Source organism: Mycolicibacter hiberniae, from assembly GCF_010729485.1.
GTDB lineage: Bacteria > Actinomycetota > Actinomycetes > Mycobacteriales > Mycobacteriaceae > Mycobacterium > Mycobacterium hiberniae.
This window is the reverse complement of record NZ_AP022609.1, coordinates 3,168,032-3,186,015: the sequence shown is the minus strand read 5'-3', so window position 1 is coordinate 3,186,015 and position 17,984 is coordinate 3,168,032. Positions and strand designations below refer to the sequence as shown.

17 protein-coding genes are annotated in these 17,984 nt (G+C 66.9%); 11 read left to right on the top strand and 6 right to left on the bottom strand.

Going from position 1 to position 17,984, the window contains the following annotated elements; translation table 11 throughout:
• Nucleotide 1: 1 nt before the first annotated feature.
• From G6N14_RS15135 to G6N14_RS15125, 3 genes are all read right to left on the bottom strand, one after another.
• Nucleotides 2-1,555, bottom strand: a complete 1,554-nt coding sequence (locus G6N14_RS15135) for a succinic semialdehyde dehydrogenase (RefSeq protein WP_085136315.1) — start codon at nucleotides 1,553-1,555, stop codon at nucleotides 2-4.
• A 42-nt stretch (nucleotides 1,556-1,597) separates the two neighbouring features.
• Nucleotides 1,598-2,386, bottom strand: a complete 789-nt coding sequence (locus G6N14_RS15130) for a serine hydrolase (RefSeq protein WP_234808959.1) — start codon at nucleotides 2,384-2,386, stop codon at nucleotides 1,598-1,600.
• A 229-nt stretch (nucleotides 2,387-2,615) separates the two neighbouring features.
• Nucleotides 2,616-3,836 carry a cytochrome P450 gene (locus G6N14_RS15125; protein WP_085136355.1) on the bottom strand — a complete coding sequence of 407 codons (1,221 nt, stop codon included), beginning with the start codon at nucleotides 3,834-3,836 and terminating at the stop codon, nucleotides 2,616-2,618.
• 186 nt (nucleotides 3,837-4,022) lie between these two features.
• On the opposite strand from G6N14_RS15125, the gene G6N14_RS15120 reads away from it, so the two are divergent.
• Nucleotides 4,023-4,568, top strand: a complete 546-nt coding sequence (locus tag G6N14_RS15120; protein ID WP_179960842.1) for a TetR/AcrR family transcriptional regulator — start codon at nucleotides 4,023-4,025, stop codon at nucleotides 4,566-4,568.
• Nucleotides 4,569-4,606: 38 nt separating this feature from the next.
• Here the strand turns inward: G6N14_RS15120 and fadD17 are convergent, their stop codons facing one another.
• Nucleotides 4,607-6,124, bottom strand: a complete 1,518-nt coding sequence (gene fadD17, locus G6N14_RS15115) for a long-chain-fatty-acid--CoA ligase FadD17 (protein WP_085136317.1) — start codon at nucleotides 6,122-6,124, stop codon at nucleotides 4,607-4,609.
• 29 nt (nucleotides 6,125-6,153) lie between these two features.
• Between fadD17 and G6N14_RS15110 the strand changes: the two genes are divergently transcribed.
• Nucleotides 6,154-6,627 (top strand): nuclear transport factor 2 family protein, encoded by a 474-nt coding sequence (locus G6N14_RS15110; protein WP_085136318.1) that lies wholly within the window; start codon nucleotides 6,154-6,156, stop codon nucleotides 6,625-6,627.
• 18 nt (nucleotides 6,628-6,645) lie between these two features.
• Here G6N14_RS15110 and G6N14_RS15105 read toward each other — a convergent pair whose 3' ends face one another.
• Entirely contained in the window at nucleotides 6,646-7,743 is a 1,098-nt protein-coding gene (locus G6N14_RS15105; protein ID WP_085136319.1) for an acyl-CoA dehydrogenase family protein, read from the bottom strand.
• 36 nt (nucleotides 7,744-7,779) lie between these two features.
• Nucleotides 7,780-8,958: an acyl-CoA dehydrogenase family protein gene (locus G6N14_RS15100; protein ID WP_085136320.1), complete on the bottom strand. Its 1,179-nt coding sequence runs from the start codon at nucleotides 8,956-8,958 to the stop codon at nucleotides 7,780-7,782.
• A gap of 192 nt (nucleotides 8,959-9,150) precedes the next feature.
• Between G6N14_RS15100 and G6N14_RS15095 the strand changes: the two genes are divergently transcribed.
• From G6N14_RS15095 to G6N14_RS15055, 9 genes are all read left to right on the top strand, one after another.
• Complete coding sequence (locus tag G6N14_RS15095) at nucleotides 9,151-9,345, top strand: ferredoxin (protein WP_046316706.1); 195 nt, start codon at nucleotides 9,151-9,153, stop codon at nucleotides 9,343-9,345.
• A gap of 78 nt (nucleotides 9,346-9,423) precedes the next feature.
• Nucleotides 9,424-10,335 carry a 3-oxoacyl-ACP reductase gene (locus G6N14_RS15090; protein ID WP_085136321.1) on the top strand — a complete coding sequence of 304 codons (912 nt, stop codon included), beginning with the start codon at nucleotides 9,424-9,426 and terminating at the stop codon, nucleotides 10,333-10,335.
• 240 nt (nucleotides 10,336-10,575) lie between these two features.
• Complete coding sequence (locus tag G6N14_RS15085) at nucleotides 10,576-11,340, top strand: MlaE family ABC transporter permease (protein WP_085126763.1); 765 nt, start codon at nucleotides 10,576-10,578, stop codon at nucleotides 11,338-11,340.
• On the top strand, nucleotides 11,337-12,179 hold the full coding sequence (locus G6N14_RS15080) for an MlaE family ABC transporter permease (RefSeq protein ID WP_085126764.1): 843 nt from the start codon (nucleotides 11,337-11,339) through the stop codon (nucleotides 12,177-12,179). Before G6N14_RS15085 ends, G6N14_RS15080 begins: the two co-directional genes overlap by 4 nt.
• Before the next feature lie 40 nt (nucleotides 12,180-12,219).
• Nucleotides 12,220-13,392, top strand: a complete 1,173-nt coding sequence (locus tag G6N14_RS15075; RefSeq protein WP_085136322.1) for an MCE family protein — start codon at nucleotides 12,220-12,222, stop codon at nucleotides 13,390-13,392.
• Entirely contained in the window at nucleotides 13,392-14,429 is a 1,038-nt protein-coding gene (locus tag G6N14_RS15070) for an MCE family protein (protein WP_085136323.1), read from the top strand. The genes G6N14_RS15075 and G6N14_RS15070 overlap by 1 nt, the downstream gene beginning before the upstream one ends.
• Complete coding sequence (locus tag G6N14_RS15065; protein WP_085136324.1) at nucleotides 14,416-15,474, top strand: MCE family protein; 1,059 nt, start codon at nucleotides 14,416-14,418, stop codon at nucleotides 15,472-15,474. Before G6N14_RS15070 ends, G6N14_RS15065 begins: the two co-directional genes overlap by 14 nt.
• Nucleotides 15,471-16,796, top strand: coding sequence for an MCE family protein (locus tag G6N14_RS15060; RefSeq protein ID WP_085136325.1), 1,326 nt, complete (start codon nucleotides 15,471-15,473; stop codon nucleotides 16,794-16,796). Before G6N14_RS15065 ends, G6N14_RS15060 begins: the two co-directional genes overlap by 4 nt.
• Nucleotides 16,793-17,980 carry an MCE family protein gene (locus tag G6N14_RS15055; protein WP_085136326.1) on the top strand — a complete coding sequence of 396 codons (1,188 nt, stop codon included), beginning with the start codon at nucleotides 16,793-16,795 and terminating at the stop codon, nucleotides 17,978-17,980. Before G6N14_RS15060 ends, G6N14_RS15055 begins: the two co-directional genes overlap by 4 nt.
• The last annotated feature ends 4 nt before the right edge of the window (nucleotides 17,981-17,984 follow it).

The following is a 17,984-nucleotide window of genomic DNA, read 5'->3' as shown; positions in this document are numbered from 1 at the left end:
GCTACCGGCCCGGTAGCGCCTGTATCACCCGGATCATCGGGGTCAGCAGCTTCTGCCACACCGGCCCGGAGATGCCCGGCGGCGGGTCCAGATTCAGGACCCGGGCGGTGGAGACGGTCTGCGACTCGGTGTACTTGAGGATCCCGTCGGCACCGTGGCGGCGGCCCACCCCGGAGGCCTTCATGCCGCCCATCGGGGCGGCGACGCTGCCGAAGGCCAGCGCGTAGCCCTCGTCGACGTTGACCGTGCCGGAGCGGATGCGCGCGGCGATCGCCTCCCCTTGGGACTTGCTCGCGGCCCACACGCTGGCGTTCAGTCCGTACTCGGTGTCGTTGGCCTTCGCGATGGCCTCTTCGACGTCGGCGACGGGGTAGATGGAGACCACCGGGCCGAACGTCTCGTTGCGGGCGCACTCCATCTCGTCGGTGACGTCGGTCAGCACCGTCGGCTCGTAGAACAGCGGGCCGATGTCGGGGCGGGCCTTGCCGCCGGCGATCACCTTGGCGCCCTTGGCCTTGGCGTCGTCGACGTGGTTGGAGATGGTCTTGACCTGGTCTTCGGAGATCAGGCTGCCCATGTCGGCATTGAAGTCGTAGGTGGCCGAGAGCTTCATGGCGCGTACCTGCTCGGCGAACTTCGCGGCGAACTCGTCGGCCACCTCGCGTTCGACGTAGATCCGCTCGATCGAGATGCACAACTGCCCGGCGTTGGAGAAGCAGGCGCGGGTGGCGGCTTTGGCGACCTCGGACAGGTTGGCGCCCTTGGTGACGATCATCGGGTTCTTGCCGCCCAGTTCGGCGGAGAAGCCGATCAGCCGGGCGCCGCACTGCTCGGCCAGGGTCCGGCCGGTGGCACTGGAACCGGTGAACATCAGGTAGTCGCACTGCTGCACGATCTCCGTGCCGACTACCGAGCCCGGACCGGGCACCACTGCGAGCAGGTCACGGGGCAGACCGGCCTGATACAGCAGCTCGGCGTTGGCCAGGGTGCAGTACGGGGTCTGGCTGTCGGGTTTGATCACGACGGCGTTGCCGGCCAGCAGCGCGGGGATGGCGTCCGAAATCGACAGTGTCATCGGGTAGTTCCAGGGGGCGATGACGCCCACGACACCCTTCGGGTGGTGGTTGATCACGGTCTTGACGACGCCGGGCAACAGCCCCGGTACCCGCTTGGAGGCCAGCAATTTGGCTGCCTGACGCGCGTAGTAACGCGCGTTGAGCATGATGTCGAGGATCTCCTCCTGCGCCGCCGAACGTGCCTTGCCGGTCTCGGCCTGGCATACGTCCATCAGGAAGTTCCGGTTGGCGATCACCAGGTCGCGGTAGCCCTCGATGATGGCGCAGCGCTCCTTGACCGGCCGTGCCGCCCAGACGCGCTGGGCTGCGCGGGCCTTGACGAACGCGGCCGCCACATCCTCGGCGTTGCCGACCGGGATCGTGGTCAGCGGCTGGCCGGTGAAGACCTCGTCGATGGTCTTCGACTGCCGCGCGTTGATGTCGTCGATGGCGGCCAACTGACGCAGCCGGTCGAACTCTGCGGCGGACGGGGCGGGCATGGGTGTCTCCTACTCGCGGGTAACACGTGGTTAGCGGCCAACCTACCCCGCGCAGCGGCCACCCGGTAGCTCGGCGGCATGAGCGCTCAGCCACTGGGTCATCTGGTTGAGTGCCGCGACCCCTGATCCGAAGCTGCCGTCCTTGGGCTCGGCCGCCAGTGCCACCGCCAGATCACCCCGCGGTGTGCCGACGATGCCGAACTGGCGCACCAGATACCCGCCGCCCTGGCCGGGGCCCCAGCCGCCTTTGGTCGGGGCGCCGATGCCGGCCAACCCCCAGCGCTGGTCGGTCACGGTGTTGCGCATCAAGCTGTAGACGGGCGCGGCGGCGGCCATGCAGGGCAGATGCGCGGCGAACACCGCTTGGCGGCCCAGCGGCCACTGGGTCTGGCCGAAGGCGCTGAATTCAGGACGCAGTCGCCGGGACTCGACGGCGGTGCCGGTGTCACCGCCGGCCCGGAGCACGGCCTGCACCTGTTGGGCGGCCTGGGGTGCGGGCCCCAGGGAGGACCACAGCTGTTCGGCGGCGTCGTTGTCCGATGCGGTGACCGCCTTGGCCGCCAGTTCCTGGGCGTTGGGGCGGTTGGCGTGGATCGCCGCGATCGCCAGCGGAACCTTGATGGTCGACCAGGCGACGCCGCTCTGCAGCGAACCGAGAGTGACGACGCCGTTCTGGCCGACGGGGGCATAGGCGAGGCCGACGTTGCCCGGGATGGTGTTGGCCAGCTGCGCGAAGGATGCCTGCAGGGGCTCCGCGGTTGCGGGGGTGGGCAGGGCCAGAGCGATGGCAGCGGCCAGGGCTGCGACGACGAGGCGGCGGGCAACAGGCATTGACTCAGTATTGCCTGCCACGGCCGAGCGAATGCGGATGAGGATCGCCCGTGTCGGACCCCGCCAATGCCCGAGTAACCCGATGGGGCCGGGAAGGCGAACGTAAGGCGCCCCATTGGTGTATTTATTCGCCCAGAATTGCGACCCGGTGGGAGGAACGCTCACCCCATTTCGGCGGTCGGCACCGCGCTGAGCAACTCCGACGGGACGGATGTGGCCGCCGGGGACGTCACCCGCAGGCCAGCTGCAGGCTCTCCAGCCGCCGGACCAGCAGGCTCGGCAGCCATCTGCCCACTTCGGCAGCGCGCAGTCCGGTGGTGTTTGCGAGCAGCTGGCCGATCACGATCTGCGCTTCCAATCGCGCAAGGGCGGCCCCCAGGCAGAAGTGGATGCCCTTCCCGAAGGTGAGGTGCGTCTTGGCGCCCGGACGGTCCAGCCTGAATCGGTCGGGGTCGTCGAAGTGGGCCGGGTCGCGGTTGGCCGCACCCCAGAGCAGCAGCAGGCGCGCATCGGCGGGAAGCCGCACGCCGCACAGCTCGGTGTCGTTGACCACGTGGCGATAGTGGCCCCGAAAGGGGGGCTCATAGCGCAGGACCTCTTCGAGGAACGCGCCGAGCAGTTCCGCTTGTTGGCGCAGCTGGTCCTGGATGTCCTGTTGTGTGGCCAGAATCCACGCCGCGGAGCCGATCAACGACGCCGTGGATTCACCACCGGCGCTGAACAAGATGATCATCATGGTCAGCGCGGTCAGGTCCTCGAGCTCTCCGCGCGCGCAGGCCGTGGCCAGATCGCCCAGCAGATTGTCCCGGGGATCTTCAGCGGCCCGTTGAAACTGTTCGGCGATGTAGCCCGACAGCTCCATCACGGCGATGCCGGCCGCGGTGAGTTGGTCTTCGCTGACCAGTCCCTCGACCACCTGGGTCGCGGCGTACCCCCAGCGGACCAGCTTGTCGGTGTCGGAATCGGGTACGCCGATGATGCGACCCACGATCATCATCGGGAGTCGATTCGCCATGGCGCCCATCCACTCGATGCGCCCCTGGGCCAGATGGGCGTTCCACAGCCGCTGGCCGGTCTCGGCGATAAATGGCTCGAACGCTCTGATGCGCTTGGCCGCCAATTGTGGAAGCAGCGCTTTGCGGTGCATGGCGTGTGCGGGTTCGTCGGCGGTGGCCAGCACGTGACTCTTGCCGCCAAGGCCCTCCATCGCAAACGTGCCGACATCGCCGCCGGGCTGATAGGTCATGGTCGCGGTCAGGTTCGAGGAGAAGTCCTCGGGTCGGGCAATGGCCTCGTTCACCGCATCCCAGCCGCACACCGCATAAAAACCCGAGTCGCCGATGCGATGAACCGGTGCGCTGTCGGTCATTCGCCGATACAGCGGGTACGGGTCCTGTACGTAGTTGTCATCGAACAACAGCATGCCCAGCCGGCCTTCGCGCGTCGTCACGTCGTCACGCTGACCGGTGCGGACGTGGTGCGTCAACCGTCGCGGCCAATGTTGAGATTTGCCGATCACCAGCAGTCGGTGACGACGTTGCATGCCGATGAACGCACCAGCGCGAATGCTGAGATTAATGTCCGGTTTTGTCTCCATGCTGAGACGATGAGCGCACACGAATCGGGAGGCGGGACCGTGGCACGAGATGACTGGCTGTTGGGGGCCGAGCGACGCGCGGCAGCCGCGGACCGCATCTATGCAGCCGCCACCGAACTCGTCCTGCGGGATGGGCTGGAGGCCTTCGACATCGAGGCGCTGGCCCAGCAGGTGCACTGCTCGCGGGCGACCATCTACCGCTACGCCGGCGGTAAAGCCCAGATCCGCGACGCCGTGCTCCTGCGCCTGGCGGCCCGCATCGTCGACTCGGTCCGAACTGCCGTGCAGGACCTGAGCGGACCGGAGCGAGTGGTCAAGGCGATCACCGTGGCCCTCGAACACATCCGGGCCGACCCCGTGCGCAAGATGATGGTCGGTGTCACCAACGGCCGCGATCTCACCGAGCTGCCCGCGTCGCCGGTGCTGGGCCGTCTCGCCGTGGACCTCACCGGAATCGCCGCCGACGATCCACAGGCGGCCCAGTGGATCGTGCGGGTGGTCATGTCACTGGCGATATGGCCCATCGGTGACAGTCAGGCCGAACAACAGATGGTGCGGCGATTCGTCGCGCCGGCCTTCAGCTGATCGGTTGCGCACCAGCGTCTTTAGCGGAAAGGATGCGGTTATCGACAGATCTGGAACACCGGATCGGAGCACCCGGTGCCCTCGGCCGACAACACCCGTTTGAGCACCTTGAACGTCTCGGTGCGCGGCAGTTCGCCGGACACTCGCACATAGGACGGCCACTGTTTGGGGCCCAGGTCGGGCTGCTCGGCGAGAAACGCGCGAAACTCCTCGGTATCGAACGACGCCCCCTTGGCCAGCACCAGTGCCGCCATCACTTGATCGCCTACCGCGGGATCCGGGATGGGATACACCGCGACCTGAGCGACGGCATTGTGGCGCAACAGGATCCGTTCGATCGGAGCGGTACCCAGGTTTTCGCCGTCCACCCGCATCCAGTCGCCGAGCCGGCCGGCGAAGTAGGCGTAGCCGGCCTCGTCGCGGTAGGCCAGGTCGCCGGAGTGATAGATGCCGCCGGCCATCCGTTGCGCCTCGGCCTCCGGATCGCGGTAATAGCCCCGGAACTGGCCGCGCCCACTGGTGTTCACCAGCTCGCCGACCACGCCGGGCGGGCATTCCTGGCCGGTCTCCACATCGATGATGGTGTTCCCATCGATCAGTGGGCCCAGTGCGCCGGGCGGCGTGTCCGGTGTGCGCCCGATCGCCACCCCGCCCTCGGTGGAACCGAAGGCGTCGACCACCGTGCAGCCGAAGCGGGTGGCGAACCGCTCCAGGTCCCGCGGCGCACCCTCATTGCCGTAGAGCAGCCGCAGGGGGTTGTCGACGTCGTCGGGCTGCTCGGGCGTTGCCAGCACGTACGACAGCGGCTTGCCCACGTAATTGGCGTAGGTGGCCCCGAACCGGCGCACGTCGGGAATGAACCCGGAGGCGGAGAACTTGCGCCGCAACGCGATCGACGCGCCGGCGGCAACTGCCACCGACCAACCCGCCATCACCGCGTTGGAGTGGAACAGCGGCATGGACAGATAGCAGACATCGGACGTGCCCAGCCCGAATCGTTGCGACAGCATCACCCCCGGGAACGCCGCCTTCCACTGGGTGCAGCGCACCGCCTTCGGGTCGCCGCTGGTCCCCGAGGTAAAGATCAGCATGAACAGTTCGTCGGCGTCGGCGTCGCGGAAGGTCACCGGAGCACCGTCATAGCCGGCCAATTCCGCGTTCCACCCTGGTGATTCGACATCGATCATGCCCGTCACCTCGACACCGGCGGTGTTGTCGGCCAGCACCAGCTGACAGTCGGCGTGGGCGACGTCGCGTTGCAGTGCCGCTCCTCTACGGGTGGGGTTGAGGCCCACCGGCACGATGCCGGTCAGTGCGGCGGCCACCAGCACCGTCGAGAAGAAAGGGGTATTGCCCAGCAGCACACCGACATGCGGCGGTTTCTCCGGGTCGAGGCGGGCCCGCAGTGCGGCGCCCAGCCGGGCTCCCGCAGCGATGTGATCGTGCCAGCTGACGAAGCTGTCCTGGTAGAAGATGCCCCGGTCGTCCACGTCGGCCAACGGCGCCAGTAGAGCTGTAACGGTGGGCTGCTCGTCGGGGAGGGTCGGTGCTGACATGGGGGTCAGATTAGTGCTGCAATAGGGCGGTGACTGATTTCGAGGCCATAGAAGCCATCAAGGGCGTCAAGTACCGCTACCTGAGGGCACTGGACACCAAGCACTGGGACGACTTTGCGGCCACGCTGACCGAAGACGTCACCGCCGACTACGGCAAGTCGATGGGCAGCGACCGCACCTTCACCGACCGCGAATCGCTGGTGGAGTTCATGCGCAACGCACTGCCGGGCAACCTGATCAGCGAGCACCGGGTCAACCACCCCGAGATCACCCTCACCGGAGCCGACACGGCCACCGGCATCTGGTATCTGCAGGACCGGGTGATCGTGCCCGACTTCAACCTGATGCTGATCGGCGCCGCGTTCTACCACGACACCTACCGCCGGACCGCCGACGGCTGGAAGATCAGCGCTACCGGTTACCAGCGCACCTACGACGCCACCGTGCCGCTGTCGGACCTTCCCGGGTTCAAGGTGACGTTCGGGGATGCGCTGAACCGCTGAAGCGCCCCGCCCGGCCAACTAGGCCGGTGTTTCGGCCAGTTCGCGGCCGATCGCCAGCAGCTGACCGGTGGCGCCGCCGAGCGCGAACTCGGTCTGCTTGGCCGCCAGAAAGTACCGGTGGATCGGGTGGTCGGTGTCGATGCCGACTCCGCCGTGAATGTGCACGATGCTGTGCGCCACCCGGTGCCCGGCCTCAGCCGCCCAGAACGCGGCGGTGGCCACCTGGGTGGTAGCCGGCAGCCCCTCGCTGACGCGCCAGGAGGCCTGGGTCAGAGTCAGCCGCAGGCCCTTGACGTCGATGTAGCCGTCGGCCAGCCGCTGCGAGACGGCCTGGAAGCTGCCGATGGGCTTGTCGAACTGCTCCCGCTCACGGGCGTATTGGGCCGTCAGTGCCAATCCGCGCTCCAGCACTCCGAGCTGGTAGGCGCTGTGACCCAGCGCCGCGAGACTGATCAGGTGGTCGAGCGCGTCGGCGCCACCGACGCGGCGTTCGGCCGCCAGCTGCGCCCCGGCGAGCTCCAGGTGACCGACGCTGCCGCGGCCGGTGGTGGCCAACGGCGTCATCGTCACACCGGGATCGGTGGCGGCCACCAGGAACACCGCGGTACCGGAATCCGTCTCGGCCGGCACCAGGAAGGCGTCGGCGACCGGCGCGAAACCGACCTGGGTGCGGGTACCGGTCAGCCGGAATCCGCCGTCGGTCGCCGATGCGGCGACCGGACCCTCGCCCATGTCACCGTCGAGTGCGGCGGTGAGGATCTTCTGGCCGGCCACAGCCGGAGCGCCCCACTGCTGCTGCAGCTCGGCGGAGCCGAACTTCGCAAGCGTGCCGGCGGCCAGCACCACCGACTCCAGGTACGGCACGGCAGCCAGCTGACGCCCGAGCGCGGTCAGGATCGCCGTCTGCTCCAGCACACCGAACCCGCCGCCGTCCAGCGACTCACTGGCCGCGCTGGACAGCACGTCGGCGTCGATGAGCTTGCGCCACAGGTCGGTGTCGAAGCGTTGCTCCAGGGCGTCCAGCGCGCGCTGGTGTTCTGGGGTGCACACCGTGTCGACGATGGTGGCGACCAGCCCCGAGAGGTCGTCGGATGCTTCGGTGGTGGTGAAGTCCATGAGTGCGTTGCCTCCAGAGTCCTTGGGGTAGTTAGGTCAGCGGTTACGGGGCAGGCCCAGGGCGACCATGCCGATGATGTCGCGCTGCACTTCGTTGGTGCCGCCGCCGAACGTCAGGATCAGGCACGCGCGGTGCATCCGTTCCACCCGTCCGCGCAGCAGTGCGCCGGGGGAGTCCTGGCGCACGGTGGCGGCGGTGCCGAGCACCTCCATCAGCAGCCGGTAAGCCTCGGTGGCCAGCTCGGTGCCGAAGACCTTCGCCGCTGAGGCGTCCGCCGGGGACGGCGCGGCCGTGTCCGAGGAGGCCAGCTCCCAGTTGATCAGCTTGAGCACTTCGGCCTTGGCCAGCACCCGCGCCAGATTGAGCTGCACCCACTGGGAGTCGATGATCCGGTTGCCGTGCGCATCCTTGGTGTTCTGCGCCCACTCGCGGACCTCTTCGAGAGCCACGATGATCGGCTGCGCCGACACCAGCGCGACGCGCTCGTGGTTGAGCTGGTTGGTGACCAGCTTCCAGCCCGCGTGCTCCTCGCCGACCAGGTTGCTCACCGGCACCCGCACATCCTGGTAATAGGTGGCGCTGGTGTCCGGGCCGGCCATGGTGTGCACCGGGGTCCAGGAGAACCCCTCGGCGCTCGTGGGAACGATCAGCATCGAGATACCGCGATGCTTCTTGGCTTCCGGGTTCGTCCGGGCCGCCAGCCACACATAGTCGGCGTAGGCGATCAGCGACGTCCACATCTTCTGGCCGTTGATCACGTACTCGTCGCCGTCGCGCACCGCGGTGGTGCGCAGCGAGGCCAAGTCGGTGCCGGCGCCCGGCTCGGAGTAGCCGATCGCGAAGTGCAGCTCGCCTGCCGCGATCTTGGGCAGGAAAAACTTCTTCTGCTCTTCGGTGCCGAACGCCATGATCGTCGGGGCGACGCTGTTGATGGTCAGGAACGGCACCGGGGCGCCGGCGATCGCCGCTTCGTCGGTGAAGATCAGCTGATCCATCGCCGAACGCGCCTGGCCGCCGTACTCCTTCGGCCAGCTCAGCGTCAACCAGCCGTCCTTGCCCATCTGGGCCACGGTCTCGCGATAAACGTTGCCGGTGCCGTACTCGCCCTGGGTCGAACTCAGGGCCTCGCGCCGCTCCGGCGTCATCAGCGTGGCGAAGTAGGACCTCAGTTCGCTGCGCAGCTCTTCTTGGGCCGACGTGTAGCTGATCTGCATCGGGGGAGTCCTTCGCTGGTGATCGGTGTCACGATAAGATTCAGTTCGACAGCTCGTTGTAACACGTTCTATTCCCGGGGTCCAACGGCCCTAGCGGGTCGTGTGGGGACGCTGTCTGATCGTATGGTGGCACTAGTAGACGACGTCGGCCCGACGTGCTCGGTCGGCGCAGGGCTTTAACAGGAGAATGTCATGCGAGTTGAGGTAGATCTGGATCGTTGCGAGGGCAACGCGATTTGCGTCGGAATCGACCCCGACCTCTTCGATCTGAACGACGACGAGCAGGCAGAGGTCAAATTCGCTCCGGTTCCCGCCGACCGGGAAGCCCACGCGGAGCAGGCGATCGCCGAATGCCCGCGCGCCGCACTGCGCCGCGTCGAGGACTAATCTCCCACCGGCAACGACTAGAGGTATTCATAACCGCCGGCGCCGCAAGGCGCCGGCGACGCATAAGGAGCGGCGTAGATGACTGACAGCGCGAGGGATCTGACCGGCAAGGTCGCCGTGGTGACCGGCGCGGCCGCCGGCCTGGGCCGAGCAGAGGCGATCGGGTTGGCCCGCTCCGGGGCGACCGTGGTGGTCAACGACATTGCTGCGGCGCTGGAGTCCTCCGACGTCATCGACGAGATCGCCGCGGCGGGCGGCAAGGGCGTGCCGGTCGCCGGTGACATCAGCCAACGGTCCACCGCCGACGAGTTGGTCAGCACCGCCGACGGCCTGGGCGGGCTCAACATCGTGGTCAACAACGCCGGGATCACCCGCGACCGGATGCTGTTCAACATGACCGACGACGACTTCGACGCCGTGATCGCGGTGCATCTGCGTGGGCACTTCCTGCTGACCCGCAACGCGGCCGCCTACTGGCGGCAGAAGGCCAAGGAGTCCGACAGCGGAACCGTCTACGGCCGGATCATCAACACATCTTCGGAAGCCGGCCTGATGGGACCGGTCGGCCAGGCCAACTACGGCGCGGCGAAGGCGGGGATCACCGCGCTGACGCTGTCGGCAAGCCGGGCGCTGAGCCGCTACGGCGTGTCCGCCAATGCGATCTGCCCGCGGGCCCGCACTGCGATGACCGTCGATGTGTTCGGCGAGGCCAAGGTGGGCGAGGGCGAGATCGATCCCCTGTCGCCCGAGCACGTGGTGACCTTGGTCCGATTCCTGGCGTCGCCGGCATCCGCGGCGGTCAACGGCCAGGTGTTCGTGGTCTACGGGCCCGAGGTCACCCTGATGGCCGCGCCGACGGTGGAGCGTAGGTTCAGCGCGGACGGGCAGGCGTGGGATCCCACCGTGCTGTCGGACACCCTGGCCAACTACTTCGCTGGGCGTGATCCCGCCCGGACGTTCTCCGCTTCGGAGTTGATGGCCGGCGACTAGCGTCCCATTAGAACGCGTTCCACCGTGCTGCGGGGAGTTATAGCCTCTGAGCAGGGAAAATGCCCACTTTGCTGAGCTGAGAAGTGCCTTTTGACACTGAGAACGTGTTCTAGTTAGTATGATCCGGCTCACGCTTGGTGGCGTCCGAATTTGCACGAACGACACCGGTCGTAGGAGGTTGCCGGATACAGTTTTGCGACCACCGACGCCGCGGAAGCGCATTTGCGGGAAGGACGTGCCTTGATCGAACAGCTCACGGTTCCGGCCCGGGCCGTGGGCGGTTTCGTCGAGATGTCGATCGAGACCTTCCGGGCCATGTTCCGCAGGCCGTTCCAGTACCGCGAGTTCCTCGATCAGACCTGGATGATCGCCCGCGTCTCGCTGGTGCCGACCCTGCTGGTCGCGATCCCGTTCACCGTCTTGGTGGCGTTCACCCTCAACATCCTGTTGCGTGAGATCGGCGCCGCCGACCTGTCGGGGGCCGGCACCGCTTTCGGCACCATCACCCAGTTGGGGCCCGTGGTCACCGTGCTGGTGGTCGCCGGTGCGGGCGCCACCGCCATCTGCGCCGATCTGGGCGCGCGCACCATCCGCGAGGAGATCGACGCGATGCGGGTGCTGGGCATCGATCCCATCCACCGGCTGGTGGTGCCGCGCGCGCTGGCCTCGACATTCGTCGCGCTACTGCTCAACGGGCTGGTGTGCGCCATCGGCTTGGTCGGCGGCTACGTCTTCTCCGTCTTCCTGCAAGGCGTCAACCCGGGTGCCTTCATCAACGGCCTCACGGTGCTGACCGGACTGGGCGAGCTGGTGATGGCCGAGATCAAGGCGCTGCTGTTCGGTACCGCGGCCGGACTGATCGGGTGCTATCGCGGGCTGACCGCCAAAGGCGGGCCCCAAGGCGTCGGCAACGCGGTCAACGAGACCGTCGTGTACGCCTTCATCTGCCTGTTCGTCATCAACGTCGTCATGACCGCGATCAGCGTGCGGGTGTTGGTCAAGTGAGCTATGACGCCACCCTGCGGTTCCGGCGGTTGTTCCGCTGGATGCCCAAAGCCGTCGACAACTTCGGCGAGCAGGCCCTGTTCTACGCCGACTCGATCCGCTACGTCCCCAACGCCCTGACCAAATACCGCAAGGAGACGGTCCGGCTGATCGCCGAGATCACCATGGGCACCGGTGCCCTGGCGATCATCGGCGGAACCGTCGGCGTGGCCACCTTCCTGACGCTGGCCTCCGGTGGGGTGATCGCCGTTCAGGGCTTCTCGTCGCTGGGCAATATCGGCATCGAGGCGTTGACCGGATTCCTGTCGGCGTTTCTCAACGTGCGGATCGTGGCGCCCGTGGTCGCCGGGATCGCCCTGGCCGCCACCATCGGCGCCGGCACCACCGCCCAGCTCGGTGCCATGCGGGTCGCCGAGGAGATCGATGCCGTCGAATCGATGGCGGTCCATGCGGTGTCGTATCTGGTGTCCACCCGGTTGGTCGCCGGCCTGATCGCGATCATTCCGCTGTACTCGTTGTCGGTGCTGGCCGCGTTCTTCGCGGCACGCTCCACCACCGTGTTCATCAACGCGCAGTCGCCGGGCCTCTACGACCACTACTTCGACACCTTTTTGATCCCGACCGACTTGCTGTGGTCCTTCCTGCAGGCGATCATCATGTCGATCGCGGTGATGCTGGTGCACACCAACTACGGATTCAACGCCGCCGGCGGTCCGGTCGGTGTGGGCATCGCCGTCGGTCAGGCCGTGCGGACGTCGCTTGTGGTGGTGGTGGTCATTACGCTGTTCGTTTCACTCGCCGTGTACGGCGGGTCCGGTAACTTCAACCTCTCGGGCTAGCAAGGACATACAGGTGGAAACGGGATCGAGGCGTACCCAGGTGCGGATTGCTGCGGCAATCCTGGGTGGGATCCTGCTTGCCGCCACGGTGTTCACTTACCTGGCCTACACGTCGGCGTTCACCTCCACCGACAAGGTCACCGTCACCTCGTCGCGCGCCGGGCTGGTGATGGAGCAGGACGCCAAGGTCAAGTACCGCGGCATCCAGGTCGGCAAGGTCAAGGCGATCAAATATCAGGGCGACCAGGCCAAGCTGATCCTGGCGATGGACAGCTCGGCGATGTCCTACATCCCGTCCAACGCCGCGGTGCGCATCGCCGGCAACACCATCTTCGGCGCCAAGTCGGTGGAGTTCATCCCCCCGCCGGAGCCGTCGGGCAAGGCGTTGCACAACGGGGCCAACGTGCAGGCGTCCGCCGTCCAGCTCGAGGTCAACACGCTGTTCGAGAAGCTCACCGACGTGCTGGAAAAGGTCGACCCCGTTCAGCTCAACGGCACCATCAGCGCGCTGGGCGAGGGCCTGCGGGGCAACGGGGACAACCTGGGCGCGCTGCTGTCGGGACTCAACGGTTACCTGGACAAGATCAACCCCAAACTGCCGCAGCTGCAGTCGGGATTCGCCAAGACCGCGGTGGTCGGGGACATCTACGGCGACGCCGCACCGGACCTGGCGACGACGTTCGACAACGTTCCGACCCTCAGTAAGACACTGCTGGAACAGCGCGACAACCTCAGCCAGGCGCTGCTGGCCACCACGGGTCTGGCTAACAACGGCTACGACACGCTCGCGCCGGCCGCCGACGACTTCATCGCCGCTATTCAGCGCTTCCGTTCCCTGGGCAGCCTGCTGGCCGAGTACTCCCCGGAGTTCGGTTGCCTCTTCAAGGGGATCAAGCAGTCTCTGGAGCGGTTCGGCCCGTCCCTGGGCGGCACCAAGCCGGCACTGTACGTGCACTCCAACTTCCTGCCCGGTGCGCCGGCCTACACCTTTCCGGAGAGCCTGCCGATCGCCAACGCGACCGGCGGCCCCAACTGTCGTGGCCTGCCGGACATCCCCAGCAAGCAGTTCGGCGGCTCCTGGTTCCGGTCGCCGTTCCTGGTGACCGACAGCGCCTACATCCCGTTCCAGCCGAACACCGAGGTGCAGTTCGACGCCCCGTCCACCGCACAGTTCCTCTTCAACGGCGCCTACGCGGAACGGGATGAGTACTGATGAACACGCGCGGGACCCTGATCAAGGTCGGCATCTTCACCGTCGCCATGCTGCTGGTGTCGGCGGGGCTGGTGGTGGTATTCGGCGAATTCCGGTTCGCGTCCAGCCACACCTATCACGCGGACTTTGCCAGCGCGTCTCGCCTCCGGGGCGGGGAGGACGTGCGGATCGCCGGGATCCCGGTGGGCACGGTGAAACGTGTGGAGCTGACACCGGACAACAACGTCGAGGTCACCTTCGACGTCAACAAGCGCTACCAGATCTACGACTCGACCCGTGCGCTGATCCGGTACGAGAACCTGGTGGGCGACCGCTATCTGGAGATCGCCTCGGGCGTCGGGGACCTGCGCAAGCTACCGCCCGGTGGCACCATCACCCGGGAGCACACCCAGCCGGCGCTGGACCTCGACGCCCTGCTGGGCGGGATGCGCCCGCTGCTCAAGGGCCTTGACGGCAACAAGATCAACGAGGTCAGCAACGCGATCATCGAGCTGCTGCAGGGCCAGGGCGGCGCCTTGACGCAGATGCTGGCCAGCACCAACTCCTTTACCACCACCCTGGCCTCCCGCGACCAGCTGATCGGCGACGTGATCAACAATCTGAACACGGTGTTGACCACGGTCGACGAAAAGAGCGAGCAGTTCGACGCCACGGTCGACCGGTTGCAGCAGCTCATCACCGGCCTGGCCGAGGGCAAGGACGCGATCGCCGGGGCGATCGGCCCGCTGGCCGCCGTCGAGAACGATCTCACCGACACGCTGCGCCGCACCCGGCGGCCGCTGCAGGGCGTGATCGAGAATGCGCGGCCGCTGGCCACCGTGCTGAACAAGCGCAAGCAGGAGCTCAACGACGTCATCGATCCGCTGGAAGAGAACTACCTGCGGCTTAACGCACTGGGCGCCTACGGTTCATTCTTCAACATCAACTACTGCACGGTCTCGATGAAGTTCAACGGACCCGCCGGCAGCGACATCATCCTGCCGATGGGCGGACAGACCGACACCACCAAGGGGAGGTGTTCTCCTGTCAAAAATTGACCGCTCAGATCCGGTTCGCACCGGAACCTTGGGCATGGCGCTGATCGCCTGCCTGCTCCTGGTGTCTTTCGGCTACACCAGCCTGCCGTTCTACCCGCAGGGCAAGACCTATCACGGCTACTTCGCCGATGCCGGCGGGATCATGCCCGGCAACGACGTGACAGTGTCGGGGATCCGGGTGGGCAAGGTGACCAAGGTGGCGCTGGACGGAGCCAGCGCGAAGGTGAACTTCACCGTTGACCGCGATGTACGGGTGGGGGACCAGTCGCTGGCCGCGATCCGCACCGACACCGTGCTGGGCGAGAAGGCGCTGTCGATCACGCCGGGCGGTGCCGGATCGGTGCGGGAGATCCCGCTGGAACGCACCCGCTCGCCCTACACGCTCAACAGCGCGCTGCAGGACCTCGGCGGCAATGTTCGCGACCTGGACAAGCCGCGTTTCGAGGAGGCGCTGGCCGTTCTGACCGACTCGATGCGCGAAGCGACGCCGCAGTTACGCGGGGCGCTCGACGGGGTGGCGGCGTTGTCCCGCAGCATCAACCGCCGTGACGAGGCGCTGGGCCAGCTGCTGACCCACGCCAAGTCGGTCACCGGTGTGCTCAACCAGCGCGCCGCGCAGGTCAATCAGTTGGTGCTCGACGGCAACCAGCTCTTTGCAGCGCTCGACGAGCGCCGGCAGGCGCTCGGCGCACTGATCGCGGGCATCGATGACGTATCCGAACAGCTGTCCGGTTTGGTCGCCGACAACCGCCAGGAGATCGGTCCGACCCTGGACAAGCTCAACCTGGTGCTGGACAACATGATCGAGCGCAAGGACCGGATCGCCGGTGCGCTGGACCGGTTGCCCGGATACGCCACCACACTGGGCGAGGTGGTCTCCTCGGGCCCAGGTTTCCAGATCAACCTCTATGGCCTGCCGCCGCCCACTATGTCCGAGGTGCTGCTCGACATGTACTTCCAGCCCGGCAAACTGCCGGACAGCCTGGCCGACTACCTGCGCGGGATGATTTCCGAGCGCACCGTGATTAAGCCGAAGTCGCCGTGACGCGCCCGACTTCGCGAATCGTGCTCGCCGGCATGCTGGCCGTGTTGCTGGCCGCCGGAGTGTATCTAGTGCTGCCCGCGCAGCGTGGCTACCGGATCACCGGCTACTTCGCCTCGGCGGTCGGCCTGTATCCGGGTGACGACGTTCGGGTGGTGGGGGTGCCGGTCGGTCGGATCGAGTCGATCGAACCGCGCGCCGAGAACGTCAAGATCACCATGTCGGTGAACCGGGACGTGTCGTTGCCGGCGGACGTGCACGCGGTGCTGATGGCGCCGAACATCGTGTCGGCGAGGGTCATTCAGTTTGCGCCGGCCTATACCGGCGGCGAGCGACTGGCTGATGGAGCGGTGCTCGGCGAGGATCGCACCGCGGTGCCCGTCGAGTGGGACGAGGTTAAGAAGGAGCTGACGCAACTCAGCGCGCAACTGGCACCCGAGCCGGGCAAGGCCAACGGCGCGCTGAGCGTGTTCGTCAACCAGGCCGCGGACACCTTCGACGGCAACGGGGACTCCTTCCGCAACGCACTGCGGGAGCTGTCGGCCACGACCGGCCGGCTCGGCGACTCGCGCACCGACCTGTTCGGCACCGTCAAGAACCTGCAGGTGCTGGTCGATGCGCTGTCCGGCAGCAACGAGCAGCTCGTGCAGTTCACCGACCACGTCGCCGCCGTGTCCGCGGTGCTCGCCGACAGTTCGACCGATCTGGACGTCACACTGGGCACCCTGAACCAGGCGCTGCGCGATGTGCGGGGTTTCCTGCGCGACAACAACGACGCCTTGATCGCCCAGGTCGACAAGCTGTCGGAGTTCACCAAGGTGCTCAGTGACCAGAGCGAGGACCTGGAGCAGGTGCTGCACATCACGCCGCACGGCCTGGTCAACTTCTACAACATCTACAACCCCGCCCAGGGCACCCTGTCGGGCTTGCTGTCCCTGCCCGACTTCGCCAATCCCGTGCAGTTCATCTGCGGCGGCGTGTTCGACGTCGGTTCGGTGCCGGACAACTTCAAGCGGGCCGAGATCTGCAAGGAACGAATGGGTCCGGTGATGCGCCGCTGGGCGATGAACTTCATACCGTTCCTGTTCCACCCGATCAACTCGATCACCGCCTACAAGGGCCAGATCATCTACGACACCCCGGCCACTGAGGCCAAGGCGCAGACCCCGGTGCCCTACTTGAAGTGGATGCCGGAGCCGGGTGTCACGCCGCCGAGCCACGAGGACGTCGCCGCCCTGTTCCTGCCGCCGCCGGCGCCGGGGCAGCTGGGCACGGCGCCGGGCCCGCAGCAGCCTGGAGCCGGTGCACCACGGGAGGGCGGATGAGCGTGAAGTCTCTGGCCGGCGCCGCCCGGCGGGCCGGGCGGCGCTCAGCGGTCCTGGGCGCCGGCGTGCTGGTGCTGTCCGGATGCCAGTTCGGCGGTCTGAACTCGCTGAACATGCCAGGCACCGCGGGCCATGGCCGCGGGTCCTACAGCATCACGGTGCAACTGCCGGATGTGACGACCCTGCCGCAGAACTCACCGGTGATGGTCGACGACGTCACCGTCGGCAGTGTCTCCGGGCTTGAGGCCGTCCAGCAGCCCGACGGCAGCTTCTATGCAGCGGTCAAACTGTCGCTGGACGGCGACGTCGTGCTGCCGGCCAACGCCATCGCCAAAGTCGCGCAGACCTCCTTGCTGGGCTCCCAACACATCGACCTGTCCGAACCGCACGATGAGGCGGCGGTGGGCCGGCTCGCTCACGGCGATCAGATCCCGCTGAGCCGGACCGGGCGCTACCCCAGCACCGAAGAAGTGCTGTCGTCGCTGGGAGTGGTGGTCAACCAGGGCAATCTCGGAGCGCTGCAGGACATCACCGAGGAGGCCTACGCGGCGGTCGCCGGCCGGGTCGCCACCTTCACCGGTCTGTTGCCGCGCCTGGCCGAGCTCACCGCGTCACTGGACCTGCAGGCCCGCGACATCATCGCGGCCGCCGACGGCCTGAACCGGGTCGGGGCGACCCTGGCCGGCAGTGCTCCCAGCCTGGCTCGGGCGCTGGAGACCATGCCCGCCGCACTGCAGGTACTCAACGACAACCGCTCCAACATCGTCGATGCGTTCGGGGCGCTGCAGCGGCTGGCGATCGTCGGTTCGCGGATCATGACCGAGACCAAAGAGGACTTCGCCGCCGACGTCAAGGACCTGTACCCGGTCGTCAAAGCCTTCGCCGACAACGCCAACGAACTGGTGTCGGCGTTCCCGTTCATCCCGACATTCCCGTTCCCGTCGATGTACCTGCGCAATGCGGTGCGCGGCGACTACCTCAACGTGTACACCACCTTCGACATGACGTTGCGGCGGTTCGGCGAGTCAGTGTTCACCACCGGGGCCTTCGACCCGAACATGCCGCACATGCACGAGGTCCTGAACCCGCCCGACTTTTTGATCGGCGAGATGGCCAACCTGTCGGGCCAGGCGGCGGACCCGTTCAAGATCCCGCCCGGAACGGCTGTCCGTTATGAGGAATGACCTG

Excerpts from the sequence above, each read along its gene's own strand:
- G6N14_RS15105 (WP_085136319.1), bottom strand. The coding sequence starts at position 7,743 with ATGGACTTCACCACCACCGAAGCATCCGACGACCTCTCGGGGCTGGTC.
- G6N14_RS15055 (WP_085136326.1), top strand. The coding sequence starts at position 16,793 with ATGAGCGTGAAGTCTCTGGCCGGCGCCGCCCGGCGGGCCGGGCGGCGC.
- G6N14_RS15070 (WP_085136323.1), top strand. The coding sequence starts at position 13,392 with ATGAACACGCGCGGGACCCTGATCAAGGTCGGCATCTTCACCGTCGCC.
- G6N14_RS15130 (WP_234808959.1), bottom strand. The coding sequence starts at position 2,386 with ATGCCTGTTGCCCGCCGCCTCGTCGTCGCAGCCCTGGCCGCTGCCATC.
- G6N14_RS15100 (WP_085136320.1), bottom strand. The coding sequence starts at position 8,958 with ATGCAGATCAGCTACACGTCGGCCCAAGAAGAGCTGCGCAGCGAACTG.
- G6N14_RS15090 (WP_085136321.1), top strand. The coding sequence starts at position 9,424 with ATGACTGACAGCGCGAGGGATCTGACCGGCAAGGTCGCCGTGGTGACC.
- G6N14_RS15095 (WP_046316706.1), top strand. The coding sequence starts at position 9,151 with ATGCGAGTTGAGGTAGATCTGGATCGTTGCGAGGGCAACGCGATTTGC.
- fadD17 (WP_085136317.1), bottom strand. The coding sequence starts at position 6,124 with ATGTCAGCACCGACCCTCCCCGACGAGCAGCCCACCGTTACAGCTCTA.
- G6N14_RS15135 (WP_085136315.1), bottom strand. The coding sequence starts at position 1,555 with ATGCCCGCCCCGTCCGCCGCAGAGTTCGACCGGCTGCGTCAGTTGGCC.